Genomic DNA, 16,357 nt, shown 5'->3' with positions numbered 1-16,357 from the left:
CGCCGGTCCCCGTACCCACCCCGGAGGAACCCCGCATGACCGTCACCGAACAGCCCGCCCCCGTCCGGCAGGTCCAGCCGGCCGAGGAGCGCCACGCCGCCGAACTCGCCTTCCTCGCCGCCCAGGACCCCGGCCCGCGTCCGCCCGGCTGGGCGCTGACCCCCCGCGCGGTCGTCACCTTCGTCTGCGGCAGCGACGGCGTGGAACTGGCCCTGCCCGAGCGCCGCGCCGGCCTGCCGTCGAAACGGGAGATCGCCCCCAAGTTCGTCGGTGAGCGCGCCCTGGTGGAACGCTGCGTGGTCACCCTCGCCGGAGAGCGCGGCCTGCTGCTCACCGGCGAGCCCGGCACCGCCAAGTCGATGCTCTCGGAACTGCTCGCCGCCGCCGTCTGCGGCACCAGCTCCCTCACGGTGCAGGGCACCGCCGGCACCACCGAGGACGCCTTCCGCTACGGCTGGAACTACGCCCTGCTGCTCGCCCAGGGCCCCACCCCGGAGGCCCTCGTCGACTCCCCGGTGCTCGCCGCGATGCGCACCGGCCGGGTGGCGCGGGTCGAGGAGATCACCCGCTGCCTGCCCGAAGTGCAGGACGCCCTGGTCTCCCTCCTCTCCGACCGCCGGATCACCGTCCCCGAACTGACCTCCACCGAGGACGCGGTGGTCGCCGCCGCACCCGGCTTCACCGTCATCGCCACCGCCAACCTGCGCGACCGGGGCGTCTCCGAGATGTCCGCCGCCCTCAAGCGGCGGTTCAACTTCGAGACCGTGGAGCCGATCGCGGACGCCGGCGCCGAGGCCGCCCTGATCCGCCGGCAGGCCGTCGCGGCGGTCCGGCGCGCGGGCGCCGCCTTCGGCGTCGACGACGCGGTCCTGGACGCCCTCGTCACCGTCTTCCGGGACCTGCGGACCGGCCGCTCCACCGAGGGCTGGGACGTGGAACGGCCCGGCACGGTCATGTCCACCGCCGAGGCCGTGCAGGTCGCGGCGTCCCTGGGGGTCGCGGACGCGTACCTCCCGGGCGGGGACGTCCTCGACCTCCTGCCGGGCCACCTCCTCGGCGTCGTCCGCAAGGACGACCCGGCCGACCACGCGCGGCTCCTCGGCTACTGGGACGGCCCGGTCCGGCGGCGGGCCGAGAACGGCTCGGCCATGTGGCGCCGCCTCTGGGACCTGCGCGGGAGCCTGCGGTGACGATCCCCGATCCCCGGGCGGCCGTGGACGCGCTGGCCGCGTCGCGCACCCCGTACCTGCTGGGGGTACGCCATCACAGCCCGGCCCTGGCGGCCGTGGTGCCCGCGCTCCTCGACGGGGCGGGGGCCGAGGTGGTCTGCGTGGAGCTCCCGGCCGACTTCCAGCCGTGGCTGGAGCACCTGACGGACCCGGAGACCGTCGCCCCCGTGGCGCTGGCCGGGGCGGACGGACACGGGCGGCTGTCGTTCTACCCCTTCGCGGACTTCTCGCCGGAACTCGCGGCGCTGCGGTGGGCACGGGCCCGCGGGGCGGAGGTCGTCTGCTGCGACCTCCCCCTGACCGACCCCGGCCGGTCGCCGTCCGGACCGGACGGCGACGGCGGGGGAGCGGACGGCCTCCCGGGCACCGACGACCCGGCGGGCCCCGGCCCCGGCGCGGAACGGCCCGCGGGGACCGGTCACGGGCCCGCGGCGGCCGGCCCGGGGGACGGCACGGGCGGGGGGAGCGGCCCCGCGTCCGCCGCCGGCGCGAGGGGCGGGGCCGGCGGGAGCACCCGTCCCGCCGGGCCGGACGCGAAGGGGCCCCGCTCCTTCGCCGGGGCGCTCGCCGCCGCCGGCACCGGACGGGACGGCGAGGACATGTGGGACCGGGTCGTGGAGGCGCCGGCGCCCGGGTGCTCCCCCGAAGCGGTGCGCCGCGCGGCGCTCGGCGTGGGCTGGGCCCTGCGCGCCGACGCCCCGGTGCCCGCCGCCGACCTCGCCCGCGAGGCCTGGATGCGCCGGGTGATCGCCGGGGCGGCGGCCGGAGGCCGCCGGGTCGCCGCCGTGATCGGCGCCTTCCACGCGCCCGCCCTGCTCGCTCCGGCGGACACGGACACCGGCACGGGCCGCGTCCCGGACGGCCCGGACATGGGCTGCCCGGCCCCGGATACCGGTATGGACGCGGACGGCCCGGCCACGGGCGCCGGCGCGGACCACCCGGGCACGGACGGCCCGGCCACGGACGGCCCGGCCATGGACACCGGCGCCGACCACCCGGGCACGGAGGGTCCCGCCGGGACGGGCGCCGCCGGACCGGGCAGGACCGGCCGGGACCGCGCCCGGACGGCTCCCGCACCGCCGGGGGCCCCCACGGCCCCGGCAGCCACGGCCGGCCCCAAGGCCCCGGCGGCCACGGCCGGTCCCACGGCTCCGGCAGCCACGGCCGGCCCCACGGCGACGGCCGGAGCGGTGACCTCGTTCGTCCCGTACTCCTTCGACCTGCTCGACTCCCGGTCCGGCTATCCCGCCGGAATCCGCGACCCGCTGTGGCAGCAGGCCGTGTTCACCGCCGCCGGCGACCCCGAGCGCGTGCGGGAGGCCGCCGCCGCCTCGGTGACCGGCCTGTGCCGGGAGCTGCGCCGCGCCGGCCACACCGCCGGCACCGGCGAGGCCGCCGAGACGCTGCGGCTGGCCTGCGACCTGGCCACGCTGCGCGGGCTCCCCGCGCCCGGACGCGGGGAACTCCTGGAGGCCGTCACCACCGTCCTCGGACAGGGCGAACCCCTCGGCCGGGGCCGGGCCCTGGCCCGTGCCCTGGAGACCGTGTTCGTCGGCACCGCCCGAGGCCGGACCGGACCGCGGGCGCCCCGCTCCGGCCTCGGGCCCTCGGTGGAGGAGGAGCTCGCCCGGCTGCGGCTGCCGTGCCCGGCGGACCCCGAACCGCGCGAGATGCGCCTCGACCCGCTCCGCTCCGCCCTCGACGGCCGCCGCGAGGTCCTGCTGCAACGCCTGCTCGTCATCGGCGCCTCCTACGGCGAACCCCTCGACGTGGCGGCCGCCGGCGACGGCACGGCGCTCGGCACCACATGGCGCCTGGCCTGGACCCCGTCCGTACCCGCACGGCTCGATCTCGCCGGGGCCCGGGGAGTCACCGCCGCCCAGGCCGCCGCCGGAACCCTGGCCGGGACCGCGCGCCGCGAAGCCGCCGAGGGCGGCCCCACCCCGGCCCAGATCCTCACCGGTCTCACCGCCGCCGCCCGCTGCGCCCTGCCCGACCTGGTCGACGCGCGGCTGGCCGAGGCCTCCGCCGTGCTGCCCGGCACCGCCGGCCTCCCCGAACTCCTCCGGGCGCTGGACCTCCTGGAGGGACTGCGGCGCGGCCACCACCCCGGCACCACGCGGGAGGCCCGCGCCACGGCGGGCGTCCTCACGGACGAACTCCTGGAGGCCGCCGTACGGTCGCTGCCCGGCCTCGCGGGGAGCGACACCCCCGAGGACGCCGGCGCCCTCGTGGCGCTCGCGGACCGGTCGGCCGCCCGGCACCTGGGCCTCCGGATGGACCGGGCCCTCACCGGACTCGCCTCCGGGGGCTCGCCGCTGATCCAGGGCGCGGCCCTGGCCGTACGGGTGATGCTCGACCTGGACCCGGCCGCCGGTCTCGGGGAGCGGGCGTCGGGCTGGATCGACGGCGCGACCTCCCCCGGCGCGCGGCGGGCCCTGGCGAAGCGCCTCGCGGGACTGCTCACGGCCGCCGGCCCGCTGCTCCAGGCGTCCCCGGAAGCGCTCGCCCCCCTCCTCGACCGGATCGACGCCCTGCCCGACCAGGACTTCCTCGACCGGCTTCCGGCCCTGCGCGGCGGATTCGACGCGCTGTCCCCGGCCGCCCGGGAGCGTTTCCTGACCACCGTGACCGAACGGCTCGGGGACCGGCCCGACCTCTCCCTCGACGCCCCGCCCGAACTGCTCGCCCTGTGGGCTGCGGCCGACGCGGCCGGCCTGGCCGCGCTGGAGGCGTCGGCGCTGCCCGGTCCGGACGTCTCCGGGACCTCTCGTCCCGGTCCGGACGTCTCCGGGGCCTCTCGTCCCGGCCCGGACGCCCCCGGCGAGCCCTGCCCCGTACCGGACGCCTCCGGTCCCGTACCGGACGCCGAGCCCGTCACCGGTGCGCCGGACGGGCGCCCGTCCGGCGCACCGGACCGGCGGCTCGCTCCGGCCGACCGCTGGCGCCTCCTCCTCGGCCGACACAAGGACCGGCTGTCGCCCGGCGCCCGCCGCTACGCCCGCGCCCTGGACGAGCTCTACGGCACCGGGCGCGGCGAGGGCGCCGACGACCTGGAGGGCGGGTCCGGCCGGGCCGGGGGACAGGAGGACCCCTTCCCCACCGCCCGGGAGTGGTCACGGGAGCTGGAGGCCCTCTTCGGGGCCGACGTGCGCGAGGAGGTCCTGGCCGAGGCCGCCGACGCGGGACGCGCCGACGTGCTCACCCAGCTGGACCCGGCGGCGGTGCGCCCCTCGGTGGAACTGCTGAGTTCGGTGCTCTCCCTGGCCGGCGGCATGCCCGAGGCGCGGCTCGCCCGGCTGCGCCCGCTGGTGAAGCGGCTCGTCGACGAACTGGCCCGGGAACTGGCCACCCGGCTGCGGCCCGCGCTCTCCGGACTGGCCACCCCGCGCCCCACCCGCCGGCCCGGTGGCCGCCTCGACCTCGCCCGCACCCTGCGCGCCAACCTCGCCCGCACCCGCCGCGCGGACGACGGCCGGATCGTGGTCGTCCCGGAACGGCCGGTGTTCAGCACCCGGGCGAGCAGGGAGGCGGACTGGCGGCTGGTCCTGGTGGTCGACGTCTCCGGTTCGATGGAGGCCTCGGTGATCTGGTCGGCGCTGACCGCCGCCGTGCTCGGCGGCGTGCCGACCCTCTCCACGCACTTCCTGGCCTTCTCCACCCAGGTGGTGGACCTGACCGACCGCGTCGACGACCCCCTGTCGCTGCTCCTGGAGGTCAGGGTCGGCGGCGGCACCCACATCGCGGCGGGCCTCGCGCACGCCCGCTCCCTGATCACCGTGCCGAGCCGCACCCTCGTCGTCGTGGTCAGCGACTTCGAGGAGGGCGCTCCGCTCGCCGGCCTCCTGGGCGAGGTGCGCGCACTGGCCTCCTCCGGCGCGCACCTGCTGGGCTGCGCGGCGCTCGACGACGCCGGGGCGCCCCGCTACTCCGTGCCGGTGGCACGCCAACTCGTCGCCGCCGGCATGCCGGTGGCCGCCCTCAGCCCGCTCGCCCTCGCCCGCTGGGTGGGCGACCGCCTCCGTGGAGAACCCCGTTGAGCCCCGAGTCCCTGCCGCCCGTCGCCCCCGACGTCCTCGCCGAAGCCGTCGAACAGCTCAGCGCCCGGCTGCGCAGGAAACTCGACGCCGCGACCGCGGACTGCGCCGGGCGCGCGGTCCGGACCGCCGACGGGGCCCTGTCCGTGTCCTTCGGGGAGGACGCGGTGGTCACCCTGAGCCCCGGTCCCTCCGGGGCGGTCACGGACGCCGGACAGGCGCTCTGCACCTGCCTGCTGGCCCCGCGCTGCCTCCACCGGGCCGCGGTCCTGGGCGCGGCGCCGCTCGCGGACGCGGAGGCCCCGGCGGAGCCGTCCGGACCCGCCGGGGCGACGGACGCCGGAGCCGAACCGGCCGCGTGCTCCTCCCCGTCCTCCGCGACGGCGCACGGCGTCCCGTCCGCTCCCGCCGTCCCCGGACGGGACCGGGACACCGCGCCCCCGGCCACCCCCGCGCAGATCCGTGCCGCGACCGCGCTGTGGGAAGCCGCCGCCGGGGCCCTGTCGGCGGGGGTCACGGCCGGCGGGGCGGTGGTCCAGGCGGAACTGCTGCGCGCGGCCCACACCGCCCGCCTCGCCGGGCTCCCCCGGGCCGAGGCCGCCGCGCTGCGCGTCGTGCGGGGGCTGCGCGCCGCCCGGGAACGGGGCCGGGGGCAGCGCCTCGGCGACCTCGTGGACGCCTTCCGCGAACTGCTGGCCGGGGCCGCCGCGCTCGCCTCGGGCACGGCGGGCCCCGGCGCGACCGGTACCGTCCGCCGCGCCTACGCACCGGGCGGCAGCCTCCGGGTGTACGGCCTGTGCCGGGAACCGGTCCTGTCCGCGACCGGCTACGGGGGCGTGACCACCCATCTGCTGGACCCGGACGGCACCCCCTACACGGTGTCCGACGTGCGCCCCGGAGGACCGGCCCGTGCCAGAGGGGCGGGAACCGCCTCCGTGGCGCTCGGCGGGGCGGTCCTCGACCACGCGGGGCTGGCGCGCGGAGGACTGCTGGTCGTCGGCGCCACCGTCTCCGCGGACGGGCGGCTCGGTGCGGGCCGGAGCGTGAGCGCCACCCCGCTGCGCGGGACGGACTGGTCGGAGGGGCCGGCGGCGGCGCTGTTCGCCCGCCCGGTGGGCGAGGCGACGGCCGAGGCGCTCGACCGGGGCGCGCGGGACGCCGACGGGACCGGAACCCCGCTGCTGGGGTGCGACGTGGAGGTGGCCGGCGCGGCGGGGGAGTACCTGGTGGTCCGCGTCGCGGGGGACGGGCCGCTGCTGCGCCTGCGCCCCGCCCACCCCCACCCGGAGCTGCCGCACGCCGCCAACCTGCGCAGGATCGCGGAGCACCCGGGGCTCGCGCTGCGGGTCCTGGGCCGTCCGGACCCGGACCGGGCGGCGACCCTCCGGCCCCTGGCGGTCGGCCCGGTGCCGGGGGCGCCGTCCACGCTGCGGCTGCCGGACGAGTGGCTGGGCCGGGCCGACCTGGGCTACGACCGCCTCCAGGGCGACCACTTCCCGCGCGGGACGGCCGCCGGACGGCCCGGTCCGCCGCCCGCCGTGCCGGACCCGCTGGCGGACGCGCCGCTGTGGCGGGTGCGGCGCCTCCTGGAGACCGGGGTCTCGGGCGGGCGGCGCGCCGTGGCCGAGGCCGGCCGGGGGACGGACGCGACGGCCCTCCTGGCCCCGCTGCGCCGGGCGGGACTCGGCGGGGCTGCGGGGCTCGCGGAGGCCCTGACGGCGGAGGCGGACCGCCGCCCCCGCGACGTCTTCGGCCGCCTCACCGACCCCTCGGCCGACGGCTACGCGCGGGCGTGGCTCGCCTCGGCGGTCCATCTGGCGGCGGCGGAACGGTCGTTGGTGGTGGCCTCCTGGTCCTGACCCGTTCGTGCCCGTCCGGGCTTCCCGCTCCGGCCCCGTTCTCCCGAAGCCGCCACGGAGCGACGGGGGGTCCGGCGCGTCGTCGGTGAAGCCGGGACGTGCGGGGACGCGGGTGCCGATCTCCTCGCCGGAGACCTCGTCCCCCGGGACGCCGTGCTCGCCGAGTGCGCCGGGCGTTCAGTTCGCGGTGCCGCCGCGACGGGCGTAGGCGCGGGCGGCCCGGGCGCGGTCGCCGCAGCGGGTGGAGCACCAGTGGCGCCGGCCGTGGGTGCGCAGGAGGAACCGGTCGCAGGGCGCGGAGCCGCAGGCGGCGAGGAGGGCGGCGTCGGGGCCGGTGAGCAGGTCGGCGGCGTCGGCGGCGAGGGTCGCGAGCGCGTGGTTGACGGCCTGGTCGGTGGGGTGGGCCTGGACGCGGTGCGGTCCCCGGGCGCCGTCCCAGGCGAGCAGGGGTGCGCTGGGTACGGCGGCCAGGGCCTCGTTCACGGCGCGCAGGGATTCCCCGGGCGGGGTGGTGCCGTCCACGCGCGCGGCGAACAGCGCCCGCACGTGGCCGCGCAGGGTGCGCATCCGCTGGGCGCAGAACTCGTACAGCCGCACGTCCGGGGTGGTCAGGTCGTGGGCGACGAGCCAGCGCAGGGAGGACTCGGGCGCGGCGAGCAGGTCGTAGTCCTGACCGGCCGGGAGCGTCGCGGTGGTGTCGGCGAAGTCCAGGGAGCGGTACCGGTCGGCGCCCGGAGCCGGGGGCAGGGCGGTCTTCGCGGCGTCGGCGGCCATGGTCTCGTTCATGCCCCTCATGGTAACGCTTGCGTTTTTCCGTGAACCCCGCTTACGGTGGACATCACGGAAAACGCTTCAGTTATCCGTGATGAATAAAAGGCGAGGAGATGGCATGTCCCAGCACGGCACCCAGCAGTTCCCGGTTCGCGTCTTCGGCGGCCCGACCGCCCTGTTCGAGTACGGCGGCCTGCGCTTCCTGACCGACCCGACCTTCGACGGCCCCGGCGACTACGCCTCGCCCGGGGGCCCGACCCTGACCAAGACCGCCTCCTCCACCACCACCCCCGCCGACCTCGGCTCCATCGACGTGGTCCTGCTCTCCCACGACGAGCACGCCGACAACCTCGACACCTCCGGCCGCGCCCTGCTCGCCGACGTCCCCCTCACCCTCACCACACCCGGTGGCGGCGAGCGCCTCGGGGCGAAGGCCAAGGGCCTGGCCGACTGGGAGACGGTCGAGCTGGAGCGTCCGGGCGGCGGCACCGTCACCGTGACGGGGGTCCCGGCCATCCACGGCCCCGGAGCGCGTGAGGAGATCGAGCCCTTCACCGGTCAGGTCGTCGGCTTCGTCCTGACGGGCGAGGGCCTGCCGACGGTCTATGTCAGCGGCGACAACGCCTCGCTCGACGCGGTCGGGGAGATCGCCGAGCGCTTCGCCCCGGTCGACACCGCCCTCCTGTTCGCCGGAGCGCCCCGCTTCCCCATGCTCTTCGACGGCCGGCCGGTCGTCCTGGACAGCGCCCAGGCCGCCGAGGCCACCCGGATTCTCGAAGCCCGCCGCGTCGTCCCGGTCCACCACGACAGCTGGGCCCACTTCACCGAGGGCCGCGACGAACTGGAGGCCGCCTTCACCGCCGCCGGCCTGGCCGACCGCCTGGACGCGGACTGGATCCAGCGCGCCTGAGCAGAACTCCCCGCTCGGGAACCGTGACCCCGCACCGCCGGCTCCACCAGCCGGGCGGCGCGCCCGGACGCCGGCGGCTCCGGCCAGCCGTCGCGGCGGCGGGCCCCCACGACCCCCGCGAGCCGGTCCCGGTTCGGTCCCGCCCCGCGCGGCCCGACCGCCGGCCCCCCCGGCGAGCTGGCCCCCGACGAGCGGCCCCCGGGTCCGCCTCGGGGAGCCACGTGTCCCTTCGTGGCGGCTCCGGGAGGACAGGGCCGCTCCCGGGGCCGCGCACCCCCCGGACGGCCGTCCGGCAAACGCGCGACACGGGCCGCCCGTACGACATAACGTCCCCCGCGCGGGGTAGCGGCAGACCCATGGACACGGGAGCCGGGCGCCGTCGCCCCGGGCCGCCCCCCTCCCCACCGGCCCGGAGGCCCGCGCCCGCACCGTGTCCGCCGTCCCGAACGACACCAGGGAGTGCCAGATGACCCATCACCGGAACGACGAGACGGACCCGCACACCACCCCTCCCTCCGAGGCGCCGGGTGAGAGCGGTGACCAGGAGGCGCGCGAGGAGGCGGCCGACGCGGTCGTCGGCGAAGCGGGAGAGGGCGACGAGGACGGGACGCCGGACGACCGGCGCGGGGACGCGTAGGGAAGACCGGCGCCGTGTGCCCGGGGGCCGTGAGAACGCTCACGGCCCCCGGGCACACGGCGTCCGGCCGCTCCCTCAGGCGCTCACGGCGGGAGGCGTGCTCCCGGGGGCCCGGAGCGGCACGGCGGCCGGGCCGCTCGCCACCAGGGGGATGCCGAGGCTCGCGCACATCCTGCGGGCCCGCGCGAGCGCGCTGAACGAGGCGGGGGACGGACAGGCCGACGGGAACTCGAGGAGCACCCGGACGGGACGGTAGGCGGAGACGGTCGCCTCGATCTCCAGGGCCGCCGCGGCCCGACTGGTGACGTCGAGTTCGCGCAGGAGCCTCAGGTGCAGGATGCCGTCCTCGAAGGTGTGGCTCATGAGCATGGGTCTGCCTCCCGGACCTGGTGGGCGCCGTAGGCGCGGCGCAGGGCCGTGTTCGGTGGGGAGGGGCCGGCGAGCGGCCCCGGTGCGGCGCACGGTGAGAGGTTCACGGGAATCGGGAGGGCACCGTGGGCGTCGCTTCCTCGCGCGAGCCGGCCCGCGGGGCCGCTCTTCGCCGGGCGCCCTGTGTCCGGCCCGAGGCAGCTCGACGGGGGGCTGCCACCCCCATTATGCAAGGAACGCGCCTGCCTGCACCTTTCCCGTCCGGGGCCCGTACGGCCACCGCCCGATTGGAAGGAGGAAGCGCGGGTACGCGGGCCACGACCACAAACGAGCCACGACGAGACGAAGGAGGCCGAACCGTGAGTACGGTCGAGCAGACCATCGATGTGGACGTTCCGGTGCGGAACGCCTACGACCAGTGGACGCAGTTCGAGGAGTTCCCCCGCTTCATGGAAGGCGTGGAGGAGGTCCGGCAGGTCGACGACCGCCACTGCCACTGGCGTACCAAGGTGGCGGGGGTGCGGCGCGAGTTCGACACCGAGATCGTCGACCAGCTGCCGGACGAGCGCGTCGCCTGGCGCACCGTGGGCGGGGAGGTCCGCCAGAAGGGCGTCGTGACCTTCCAGTCGCTCGACGAGGGACACACCCGGGTCCGGCTCGCGATGGAGGTGGAGCCGGAGGGCGTGGTGGAGAAGACCGGTGACGCCCTCGGCATCCTGGACCTGCGGGTCAAGGGCGACCTCAAGCGGTTCAAGGGATTCATCGAGGAGCGCGGACAGGCGACCGGCGGCTGGCGCGGCCGTGTCAGCCCCTCCGACGCGGCGGGCCCGGCCGCGACCGGCCCGGCGGACGTCCGGGGAACGGCCGGCACGCCCTCGCCCGGCCTCGGCAACCCGCCGGTTCCCCCGGCCGCTCCCGGAGACCTCGGGGCACGCTGAACCCCACCCGGTCACGGGGCCGGTCACGGACACGTTCCGTGACCGGCCCCGCCGCGTTCGCACCCCGGCGGCCGGTCCGTTCCGCGCGCGGAACCCCCGGCGGGCCCGACCCCGGCGGGACGGCCCTCGCGACGGGTCCGGCCCCACCACGACGGACCCGGCCCCCTACGACAGGCCCTCGCGACGGGCCCGGCCCGCCACGACAGGCCCTCGCGACGGGCCCGGCCCGCCACGACGGGCCCCGTGACGCGCCCGGCCCCCGCCCGACGGACCCGGCCCCCTACGACAGGCCCTCGCGACGGGCCCGGCGTCACAGGTCCCGGATCTGGAAGGTCGCGCGCGCCTTGTCCATGAGGTCGCCGAGCTTCTTCTCCGCGCCGTCGCCGGCGGGCACGTCCACCTCCAGGCTGACGCGTTCCTGCCCGGAGGTGACCACGATGAGGACCTTGTGCACCCGTCGCGGAGTGCCTTCGCCCTCCTTGCTGTAGCTCTCGGTGAGGAACGCCGCGTCACGGCCCTGGTGGGTGGTCGGCTGCACCGTGCCGACACTGGCGGTGCCGCCGGAGGGCGGAACGGCCGACTCGTGCTCCTTCTTCCAGCGTTCGGCGATGGCCATCGGGGTCTCGGTGGCCTTCTCCCTCCTGACCACCTCCATCCAGGAGTCGCCCTTGGGAGCGGTGTAGCGGGTGCTCCGGTAGGCCTCCTTGGTGGGGTCGAGATCCTCCCAGACGGTGATCTTCCAGTCGGCCGGGGCCGCGACGGACAACCGCATCCGGTACTCGTCGTAGCGCTTCCAGCCCTCCGGCACCCCGTCGCCCGTGAGCTGGAACACCAGGGCGGCGATCAGGGCCAGGCCGGTGACCGCGCCGGCCGCGATCCCCCGGCGGCTCCGGACGAACCGGAGCAGGGGAGGAACGGGAACGCCGCCGTCCTCCGTCCCGGTCACCGGCACGGTGGGCGTCCTCTCGGAGACGGGACGCGCCGGGGGAGCGGCGAGGGCGCCCAGGAGGGGCTGCGCCGCCTGGGCGGTGAGCCGGTTCTCCGGCTCCTTGCGCAGCAGCCCGGTGATCAGCCCCGTCATCGCGCCCGAACGCTGCGGCGGCGGAAGCTCCGCGAGCAGGATCGCCTGGAGGGTCGAGGGAGTGGTTTGCCGGCGGAACGGCGACACGCCCTCGACCGCCTGGTAGAGCATGACCCCGAGCGACCACAGGTCGGACTCCGGGCCCGGTCTGCGCCCCAGGACCCGCTCGGGAGCGATGTACTCGGGGGAGCCGATGAACGCCCCGGTCTCGGTGAGCTTCTGCTCGCCCTCCACCTGGGCGATGCCGAAGTCGGTCAGGACGACCCGGTGGTGGTGGCAGACCATCACGTTGCCGGGCTTGACGTCCCGGTGCAGGACCCCGGCCTCGTGGGCGGCGTGGAGCGCGCCGAGGACCGCCTGCCCGATCCGCGCCGCCTCCCGGGGCTCCAGGGTGCCCTCGTCGAGGATCTCGGCGAGCGACCTCCCGCGCAGGAGCTCCATCACGATCCACGGCCGGTCGTCCTCCATGACGACGTCGTGGATGGTGACGACGCACGGGTGGGCGATCCGGGCCGCGGCCCGCGCCTCCCGCTGCATGCGCTGGTGGGCGGTGCGGCGTTCCGCGGCCGAGAAGTGCTCCGGGACCCGGGGCTCCTTGACCGCCACGTCGCGGTCGACGGCCTCGTCCCGGGCGCGCCACACGGTGCCCATGCCCCCCGCGCCCAGCCGTTCGAGGAGCCGGTAGCGGCCGCCCACGAGACGGCCCGCGCCGCTCTCCGCCGGGGAGCCGCCCTTCGCGTCCGGGCGCGGGCCGGCGGCACCCCCGTGCTCCGCCGGCCCGCGCCCGGACGCCCCGGCGGGTCCGCCCGGAGCCCCGGGAGCCGCTTGCGCCGCCGGAGCCCCCGGCCCCTGCGGCGCGGCGGACGCCGGCCGGACCGGATCACCGGCCCGGGGCGCGGGAAGCGGCGGCCGGAGCCCGTAACTCGTCGGCTCCTGCGGCCGTCCCCCGTTGCCCGTCATGCGTCACTCTCCGCTTTCTTCTCACCGGCGCGCGCGTTCCGCGCCCCTGGGCCGGGTCCGGGCTTCCCACCGCCCGGGCCCGTTCCGGAGTGCGCGCCCCCGCGCTCCGCGTCCCCGGTCGAGCCTGCCCGATCATGGGCGTGCTTGTCCTTGGCGTTCCGCGCACTACAGTTGGCGCTCCGTGCACGACGAACCCCCGGACCCGAGGGGACGGACCGTACGAGCCCGGGGGAGGGCCGGCATGCGAACGATCTTCGACAGCTTCGAGCTGCCCGTCCACGAACGGATCGACGCCTGGGTGGAGACCACGGCCCTCGCCCTGGTGCCGACCCGGTTCCGCTTCACGGACCCGGAACGGTTCGGCGGACGTCTGCGCGGGGCCCCGCTCGGGGCGGCGGACCTGACGGTGATGTCGTACTCGGGGCTCGTCTCCCAGCGCAGCCCCGCCCTCATCCGCAAGAGCGACCCGGAGCAGTACCAGCTCGCCCTGATCACCTCGGGACGCCAGGGAATCGAGCAGGACCGGCGCAGCGCGCTCCTCGCGCCGGGGGACCTGGTGCTCTACGACAGCTCCCTCCCCTTCGACGCCCGTGCCGAGGGGGACGGGGGCGCGGCGGAATCGGTGCTGCTGCAGTTCCCGAAGAGCCTGGTCCCCCTCCAGGGCCGCCACCTCGGCGGGCTCCTGGCCACCCCCCTGCCCGGCAGGGAGGGGATCGGCGCCCTGTACGCCCGGTTCGTGACCGGTCTCGTCGAGGAGCAGGACCGGTACACCGCCGCCGACCTGACCCGCCTCGGCACCAGCCTCCTCGACCTGGTGGTGGCCCTCCTGGCCCATCACGTCGACCGGGAGCGCGCCGTGCCGGGGGAGTCCCGGCAGGAGGTCCTCTTCCTCCGGATCACCTCGTTCATCGACGGCCACCTGGCGAGCCCGGACCTCACCCCGCCCGCCGTCGCCAAGGTCCACGGCATCTCCGTCCGCTACCTGCACCGCGTCTTCCAGCAGAGGGGCGAGACGGTCGCCGCGTACATCAGGCGCCGGCGTCTGGAGCGGTGCCGCCGGGACCTGGCCGATCCCGCCCTCCGGGACGTCACCGTCCAGGCGGTCGCGGCGCGGTGGGGATTCCCCCGGCCCGCCGACTTCACCCGCTCCTTCCGCCGGGCCTACGGAACGTCCCCCCGCCAGTACCGGACGGCCGCGCTCGGGGGCGGCGGCCCGGCGGCCGGCTGAACACGCGTGGGGGCCGGGGATCTGGTTACGTGGAGGGCATGACGAAGACCGCCCTCGTGATCATCGACATGCTGAACACCTACGACCACCCGGACGCAGAACTCCTCGTCCCCTCCGTGGAGCGGGCGCTCCCGGCGGTGGAACGCCTCCTGGAGCGGGCCCGGAAGCAGGACCTCCCGGTGATCTACGTCAACGACAACTTCGGTCAGTGGCGCTCCCACCACGGGGAGATCCTGGAGGCGGCGCTCGGCGGCCCGCGCGGCGACCTGGTCGACCCGGTACGGCCGGACGAGACGTCCTACTTCGTGGTGAAGGCGCGCCACTCGGTCTTCTTCGAGACGCCGCTCGCCTACCTGCTGGGAACGCTCGGCGTGGACCGCCTGGTGCTCTGCGGGCAGGTCACGGAGCAGTGCGTGCTCTACTCCGCCCTCGACGCCCACATCCGGCACCTCGCGGTCACGATCCCCCGGGACGCCGTGGCCCACATCCACGAGGACCTGGCCGACGCCGCGCTGCGCATGATGGAGGTCAACATGGGGGCGCGCATCTGCTCCGCCGACGAAGCCCTGGACGCCCCGGAGTGAGAACGGAGTCCGTCCACCGGCCGCCACCCGCCGTTCCCCGTCCCCCGGGCCGTCTCCCCGGGCGGGACGGGACCGGCGGGCCACCGCACCCACGCGGGAGCGCCGACCGCGCGTACGGCACGCGGCGCCGGGTAGGGGGACGGAGAAGCGGACGAGATCCTTCCCGGCAGCGGGCGAGGACAGGACGGAGCCGGGCACGGCCGGCGCCGGACCGGACCGTCCTCCCCGACACGAGGGAGAAGGTGTACGGCATGAACACCGGCATCGGCACGTCGCACACGATCCCGCGCCGGCCCCTCCGGGCGCTCCCGCTCCCCGGCCGGGTGAGCCGGCGGTGAGCCGTCCACGCGTCCCGCCCGGCCGCCGTCCCCCCGGGGACCGGCGGAGGCGGCCGGCCCCCGGACGGCACACCCCGATACGCGTCGCCGACACGGAGGTCGGACCCTCATGAACGCGTCCATGTCCCTGGTGCTCCTGCCGGACGGCCACCTCGTGCTCCCCGCCGACGAGGTGACCGGACTGCTCCGGCACCTCGCGGCCGGATGGCTGGAGTCGACCGGCGAAGACGACCCCGACCTCGCCCCGGAGACGGTGGCGGTGCTGGCGGGCGCCCTGACCGAGGTCGCCGACCGCATCGACGTGGAGTGCATCGCGCTCGCGCCGCCCGGCGACGAGGACCCGTTCGACGACGGGGGCCCCTTCGACGGGGGAGGTCCGTTCGACGGGGGAGGCCCCTCCGGCGACGACCCCCTCAGGGACCGCTACGGCGACCCGTACGACGGAGACGATCCGCCGCCGCCCTGAGGGAGCGGGGACGCGGAGCCGGGCTCCACGGGTCGTCCCTCTCCAGGAGCGCGTCCACGTCCGTGAGGCGCCAGCGGCGCGCGTCGAGATCAGGATCGTCCAGGTCGTCCCAGTCCAGCGGGGCGGCCACGGGCGCGCCCGGCCGGGACCGCACCGTGTACGGGGCCACGGCCGTCTGCCCGTACGCGTTGCGCTGGACGTCGAGGTACAGACGTCCCTCCCGGGCCTTCTTGCGCACCTCGGTGGTGAGCCGGTCCGGGTGGCGGGAGGCGAGCACACCGGCGACGTCGGAGGCGAAGGCGCGCACGTCGTCGAAGGGGGCGCTCCGGTCGAGCGGCACCAGGACGTGCAGGCCCCGGGAACCGGTGGTCATGAGCAGCGACGGCAGCCCCACCTCGTCCAGCAGGTCGCGGAGCCACCGGGCGGCCTCCCGGACCGGCCCGAACCCCTCCCCGGACGGGTCGAGGTCGAAGACCAGCCGGTCCGGACGGTGCGGCCGGTCGGTCCTGGACAGCCACCGGTGCAGGGTCACGCACCCCTGGCCGGCGAGGAGCACCAGGGTGGCCGCGTCCTCGCCCAGGACGTACGTGACGGTCCCGCCCTCCTTCGGCATCTCGGCGCGCCGCACCCAGTCCGGGAAGTGCTCCGGCACCTCCTTCTGGAAGAAGCCCCGGTCGCCGATCCCGTTCGGATGCCGTTCCATCGTCAGCGGGCGGCCCCGCAGGTGCGGCAGCATCCTCGGGGCCACGGCGCGGTAGTACTCCGCGAGGTCGGCCTTGGTGAGGCCGTCCCCGGGGAAGAGCACCTTCTCCGGCCGGCCGATCGTGACGGTGCGCCTGCCCGCCCGCACCTCCAGCGTGTCCGCCATCGGGTCCCGCCTTTCCTCGTCCGTCACGGATGGGCCCCCGTGGAGCCGCTACCCCGGCGGCCGCTCCGCTACCGGTGTTCCC

The 16,357-nt window shown here is 77.0% G+C and carries 13 protein-coding genes; 9 read left to right on the top strand and 4 right to left on the bottom strand.

Annotation, left to right across the window (positions count from 1 at the left end; all coding sequences use genetic code 11):
* Positions 1-35 precede the first annotated feature (35 nt).
* Genes ACZ3IL_RS16345 through ACZ3IL_RS16335 form a run of 3 tightly spaced genes read left to right on the top strand, consistent with a single transcriptional unit; the run spans position 36 to position 7,125 of the window.
* Complete coding sequence (locus ACZ3IL_RS16345) at positions 36-1,190, top strand: ATP-binding protein (RefSeq protein WP_467390856.1); 1,155 nt, start codon at positions 36-38, stop codon at positions 1,188-1,190.
* Positions 1,187-5,269 carry a vWA domain-containing protein gene (locus ACZ3IL_RS16340; protein WP_467390854.1) on the top strand — a complete coding sequence of 1,361 codons (4,083 nt, stop codon included), beginning with the start codon at positions 1,187-1,189 and terminating at the stop codon, positions 5,267-5,269. Before ACZ3IL_RS16345 ends, ACZ3IL_RS16340 begins: the two co-directional genes overlap by 4 nt.
* Positions 5,266-7,125 carry a hypothetical protein gene (locus ACZ3IL_RS16335; protein WP_467390852.1) on the top strand — a complete coding sequence of 620 codons (1,860 nt, stop codon included), beginning with the start codon at positions 5,266-5,268 and terminating at the stop codon, positions 7,123-7,125. Before ACZ3IL_RS16340 ends, ACZ3IL_RS16335 begins: the two co-directional genes overlap by 4 nt.
* A gap of 177 nt (positions 7,126-7,302) precedes the next feature.
* On the opposite strand, the gene ACZ3IL_RS16330 is transcribed toward ACZ3IL_RS16335, so the two are convergent.
* Positions 7,303-7,911, bottom strand: a complete 609-nt coding sequence (locus tag ACZ3IL_RS16330) for an ABATE domain-containing protein (protein ID WP_467390850.1) — start codon at positions 7,909-7,911, stop codon at positions 7,303-7,305.
* Between the two features lie 103 nt (positions 7,912-8,014).
* Here ACZ3IL_RS16330 and ACZ3IL_RS16325 point away from each other — a divergent pair, with 103 nt between their 5' ends.
* Positions 8,015-8,806, top strand: coding sequence for an MBL fold metallo-hydrolase (locus ACZ3IL_RS16325; RefSeq protein WP_467390848.1), 792 nt, complete (start codon positions 8,015-8,017; stop codon positions 8,804-8,806).
* Between the two features lie 466 nt (positions 8,807-9,272).
* Complete coding sequence (locus tag ACZ3IL_RS16320; protein WP_467390846.1) at positions 9,273-9,443, top strand: hypothetical protein; 171 nt, start codon at positions 9,273-9,275, stop codon at positions 9,441-9,443.
* 75 nt (positions 9,444-9,518) lie between these two features.
* Here the strand turns inward: ACZ3IL_RS16320 and ACZ3IL_RS16315 are convergent, their stop codons facing one another.
* Positions 9,519-9,812, bottom strand: a complete 294-nt coding sequence (locus ACZ3IL_RS16315) for a hypothetical protein (protein ID WP_467390844.1) — start codon at positions 9,810-9,812, stop codon at positions 9,519-9,521.
* Positions 9,813-10,171: 359 nt separating this feature from the next.
* Between ACZ3IL_RS16315 and ACZ3IL_RS16310 the strand changes: the two genes are divergently transcribed.
* Positions 10,172-10,750 (top strand): SRPBCC family protein, encoded by a 579-nt coding sequence (locus tag ACZ3IL_RS16310; protein WP_467390842.1) that lies wholly within the window; start codon positions 10,172-10,174, stop codon positions 10,748-10,750.
* Positions 10,751-11,060: 310 nt separating this feature from the next.
* On the opposite strand, the gene ACZ3IL_RS16305 is transcribed toward ACZ3IL_RS16310, so the two are convergent.
* The gene (locus ACZ3IL_RS16305; RefSeq protein ID WP_467390840.1) at positions 11,061-12,791 is read right to left on the bottom strand and encodes a serine/threonine-protein kinase; all 1,731 of its coding nucleotides are present in this window, start codon (positions 12,789-12,791) and stop codon (positions 11,061-11,063) included.
* Positions 12,792-13,032: 241 nt separating this feature from the next.
* On the opposite strand from ACZ3IL_RS16305, the gene ACZ3IL_RS16300 reads away from it, so the two are divergent.
* The 3 genes from ACZ3IL_RS16300 to ACZ3IL_RS16290 all read left to right on the top strand — a co-directional run bounded on the left by ACZ3IL_RS16300 (position 13,033) and on the right by ACZ3IL_RS16290 (position 15,407).
* Positions 13,033-14,019: an AraC-like ligand-binding domain-containing protein gene (locus ACZ3IL_RS16300; RefSeq protein WP_467390838.1), complete on the top strand. Its 987-nt coding sequence runs from the start codon at positions 13,033-13,035 to the stop codon at positions 14,017-14,019.
* A 38-nt stretch (positions 14,020-14,057) separates the two neighbouring features.
* Positions 14,058-14,603, top strand: coding sequence for a cysteine hydrolase family protein (locus ACZ3IL_RS16295; protein WP_467390836.1), 546 nt, complete (start codon positions 14,058-14,060; stop codon positions 14,601-14,603).
* Positions 14,604-15,050: 447 nt separating this feature from the next.
* A complete protein-coding gene (locus tag ACZ3IL_RS16290; RefSeq protein ID WP_467390834.1) occupies positions 15,051-15,407 on the top strand; it encodes a DUF6213 family protein in 357 nt (118 codons plus the stop codon).
* Here the strand turns inward: ACZ3IL_RS16290 and ligD are convergent.
* The gene (gene ligD, locus ACZ3IL_RS16285) at positions 15,355-16,275 is read right to left on the bottom strand and encodes a non-homologous end-joining DNA ligase (RefSeq protein WP_467390832.1); all 921 of its coding nucleotides are present in this window, start codon (positions 16,273-16,275) and stop codon (positions 15,355-15,357) included. The two genes, ACZ3IL_RS16290 and ligD, sit on opposite strands and share 53 nt — an antisense overlap.
* Positions 16,276-16,357: the final 82 nt, after the last annotated feature.

Source organism: Streptomyces sp. NPDC014907, from assembly GCF_055562975.1.
Note: the sequence above shows the minus strand (reverse complement) of the source record. Positions and strands in the feature narration are given on the sequence as shown.

Excerpts from the sequence above, each read along its gene's own strand:
- ACZ3IL_RS16345 (WP_467390856.1), top strand. The coding sequence starts at position 36 with ATGACCGTCACCGAACAGCCCGCCCCCGTCCGGCAGGTCCAGCCGGCC.
- ACZ3IL_RS16330 (WP_467390850.1), bottom strand. The coding sequence starts at position 7,911 with ATGAACGAGACCATGGCCGCCGACGCCGCGAAGACCGCCCTGCCCCCG.
- ACZ3IL_RS16325 (WP_467390848.1), top strand. The coding sequence starts at position 8,015 with ATGTCCCAGCACGGCACCCAGCAGTTCCCGGTTCGCGTCTTCGGCGGC.
- ACZ3IL_RS16320 (WP_467390846.1), top strand. The coding sequence starts at position 9,273 with ATGACCCATCACCGGAACGACGAGACGGACCCGCACACCACCCCTCCC.
- ACZ3IL_RS16315 (WP_467390844.1), bottom strand. The coding sequence starts at position 9,812 with ATGCTCATGAGCCACACCTTCGAGGACGGCATCCTGCACCTGAGGCTC.
- ACZ3IL_RS16305 (WP_467390840.1), bottom strand. The coding sequence starts at position 12,791 with ATGACGGGCAACGGGGGACGGCCGCAGGAGCCGACGAGTTACGGGCTC.
- ACZ3IL_RS16300 (WP_467390838.1), top strand. The coding sequence starts at position 13,033 with ATGCGAACGATCTTCGACAGCTTCGAGCTGCCCGTCCACGAACGGATC.
- ACZ3IL_RS16295 (WP_467390836.1), top strand. The coding sequence starts at position 14,058 with ATGACGAAGACCGCCCTCGTGATCATCGACATGCTGAACACCTACGAC.
- ACZ3IL_RS16290 (WP_467390834.1), top strand. The coding sequence starts at position 15,051 with ATGAACGCGTCCATGTCCCTGGTGCTCCTGCCGGACGGCCACCTCGTG.
- ligD (WP_467390832.1), bottom strand. The coding sequence starts at position 16,275 with ATGGCGGACACGCTGGAGGTGCGGGCGGGCAGGCGCACCGTCACGATC.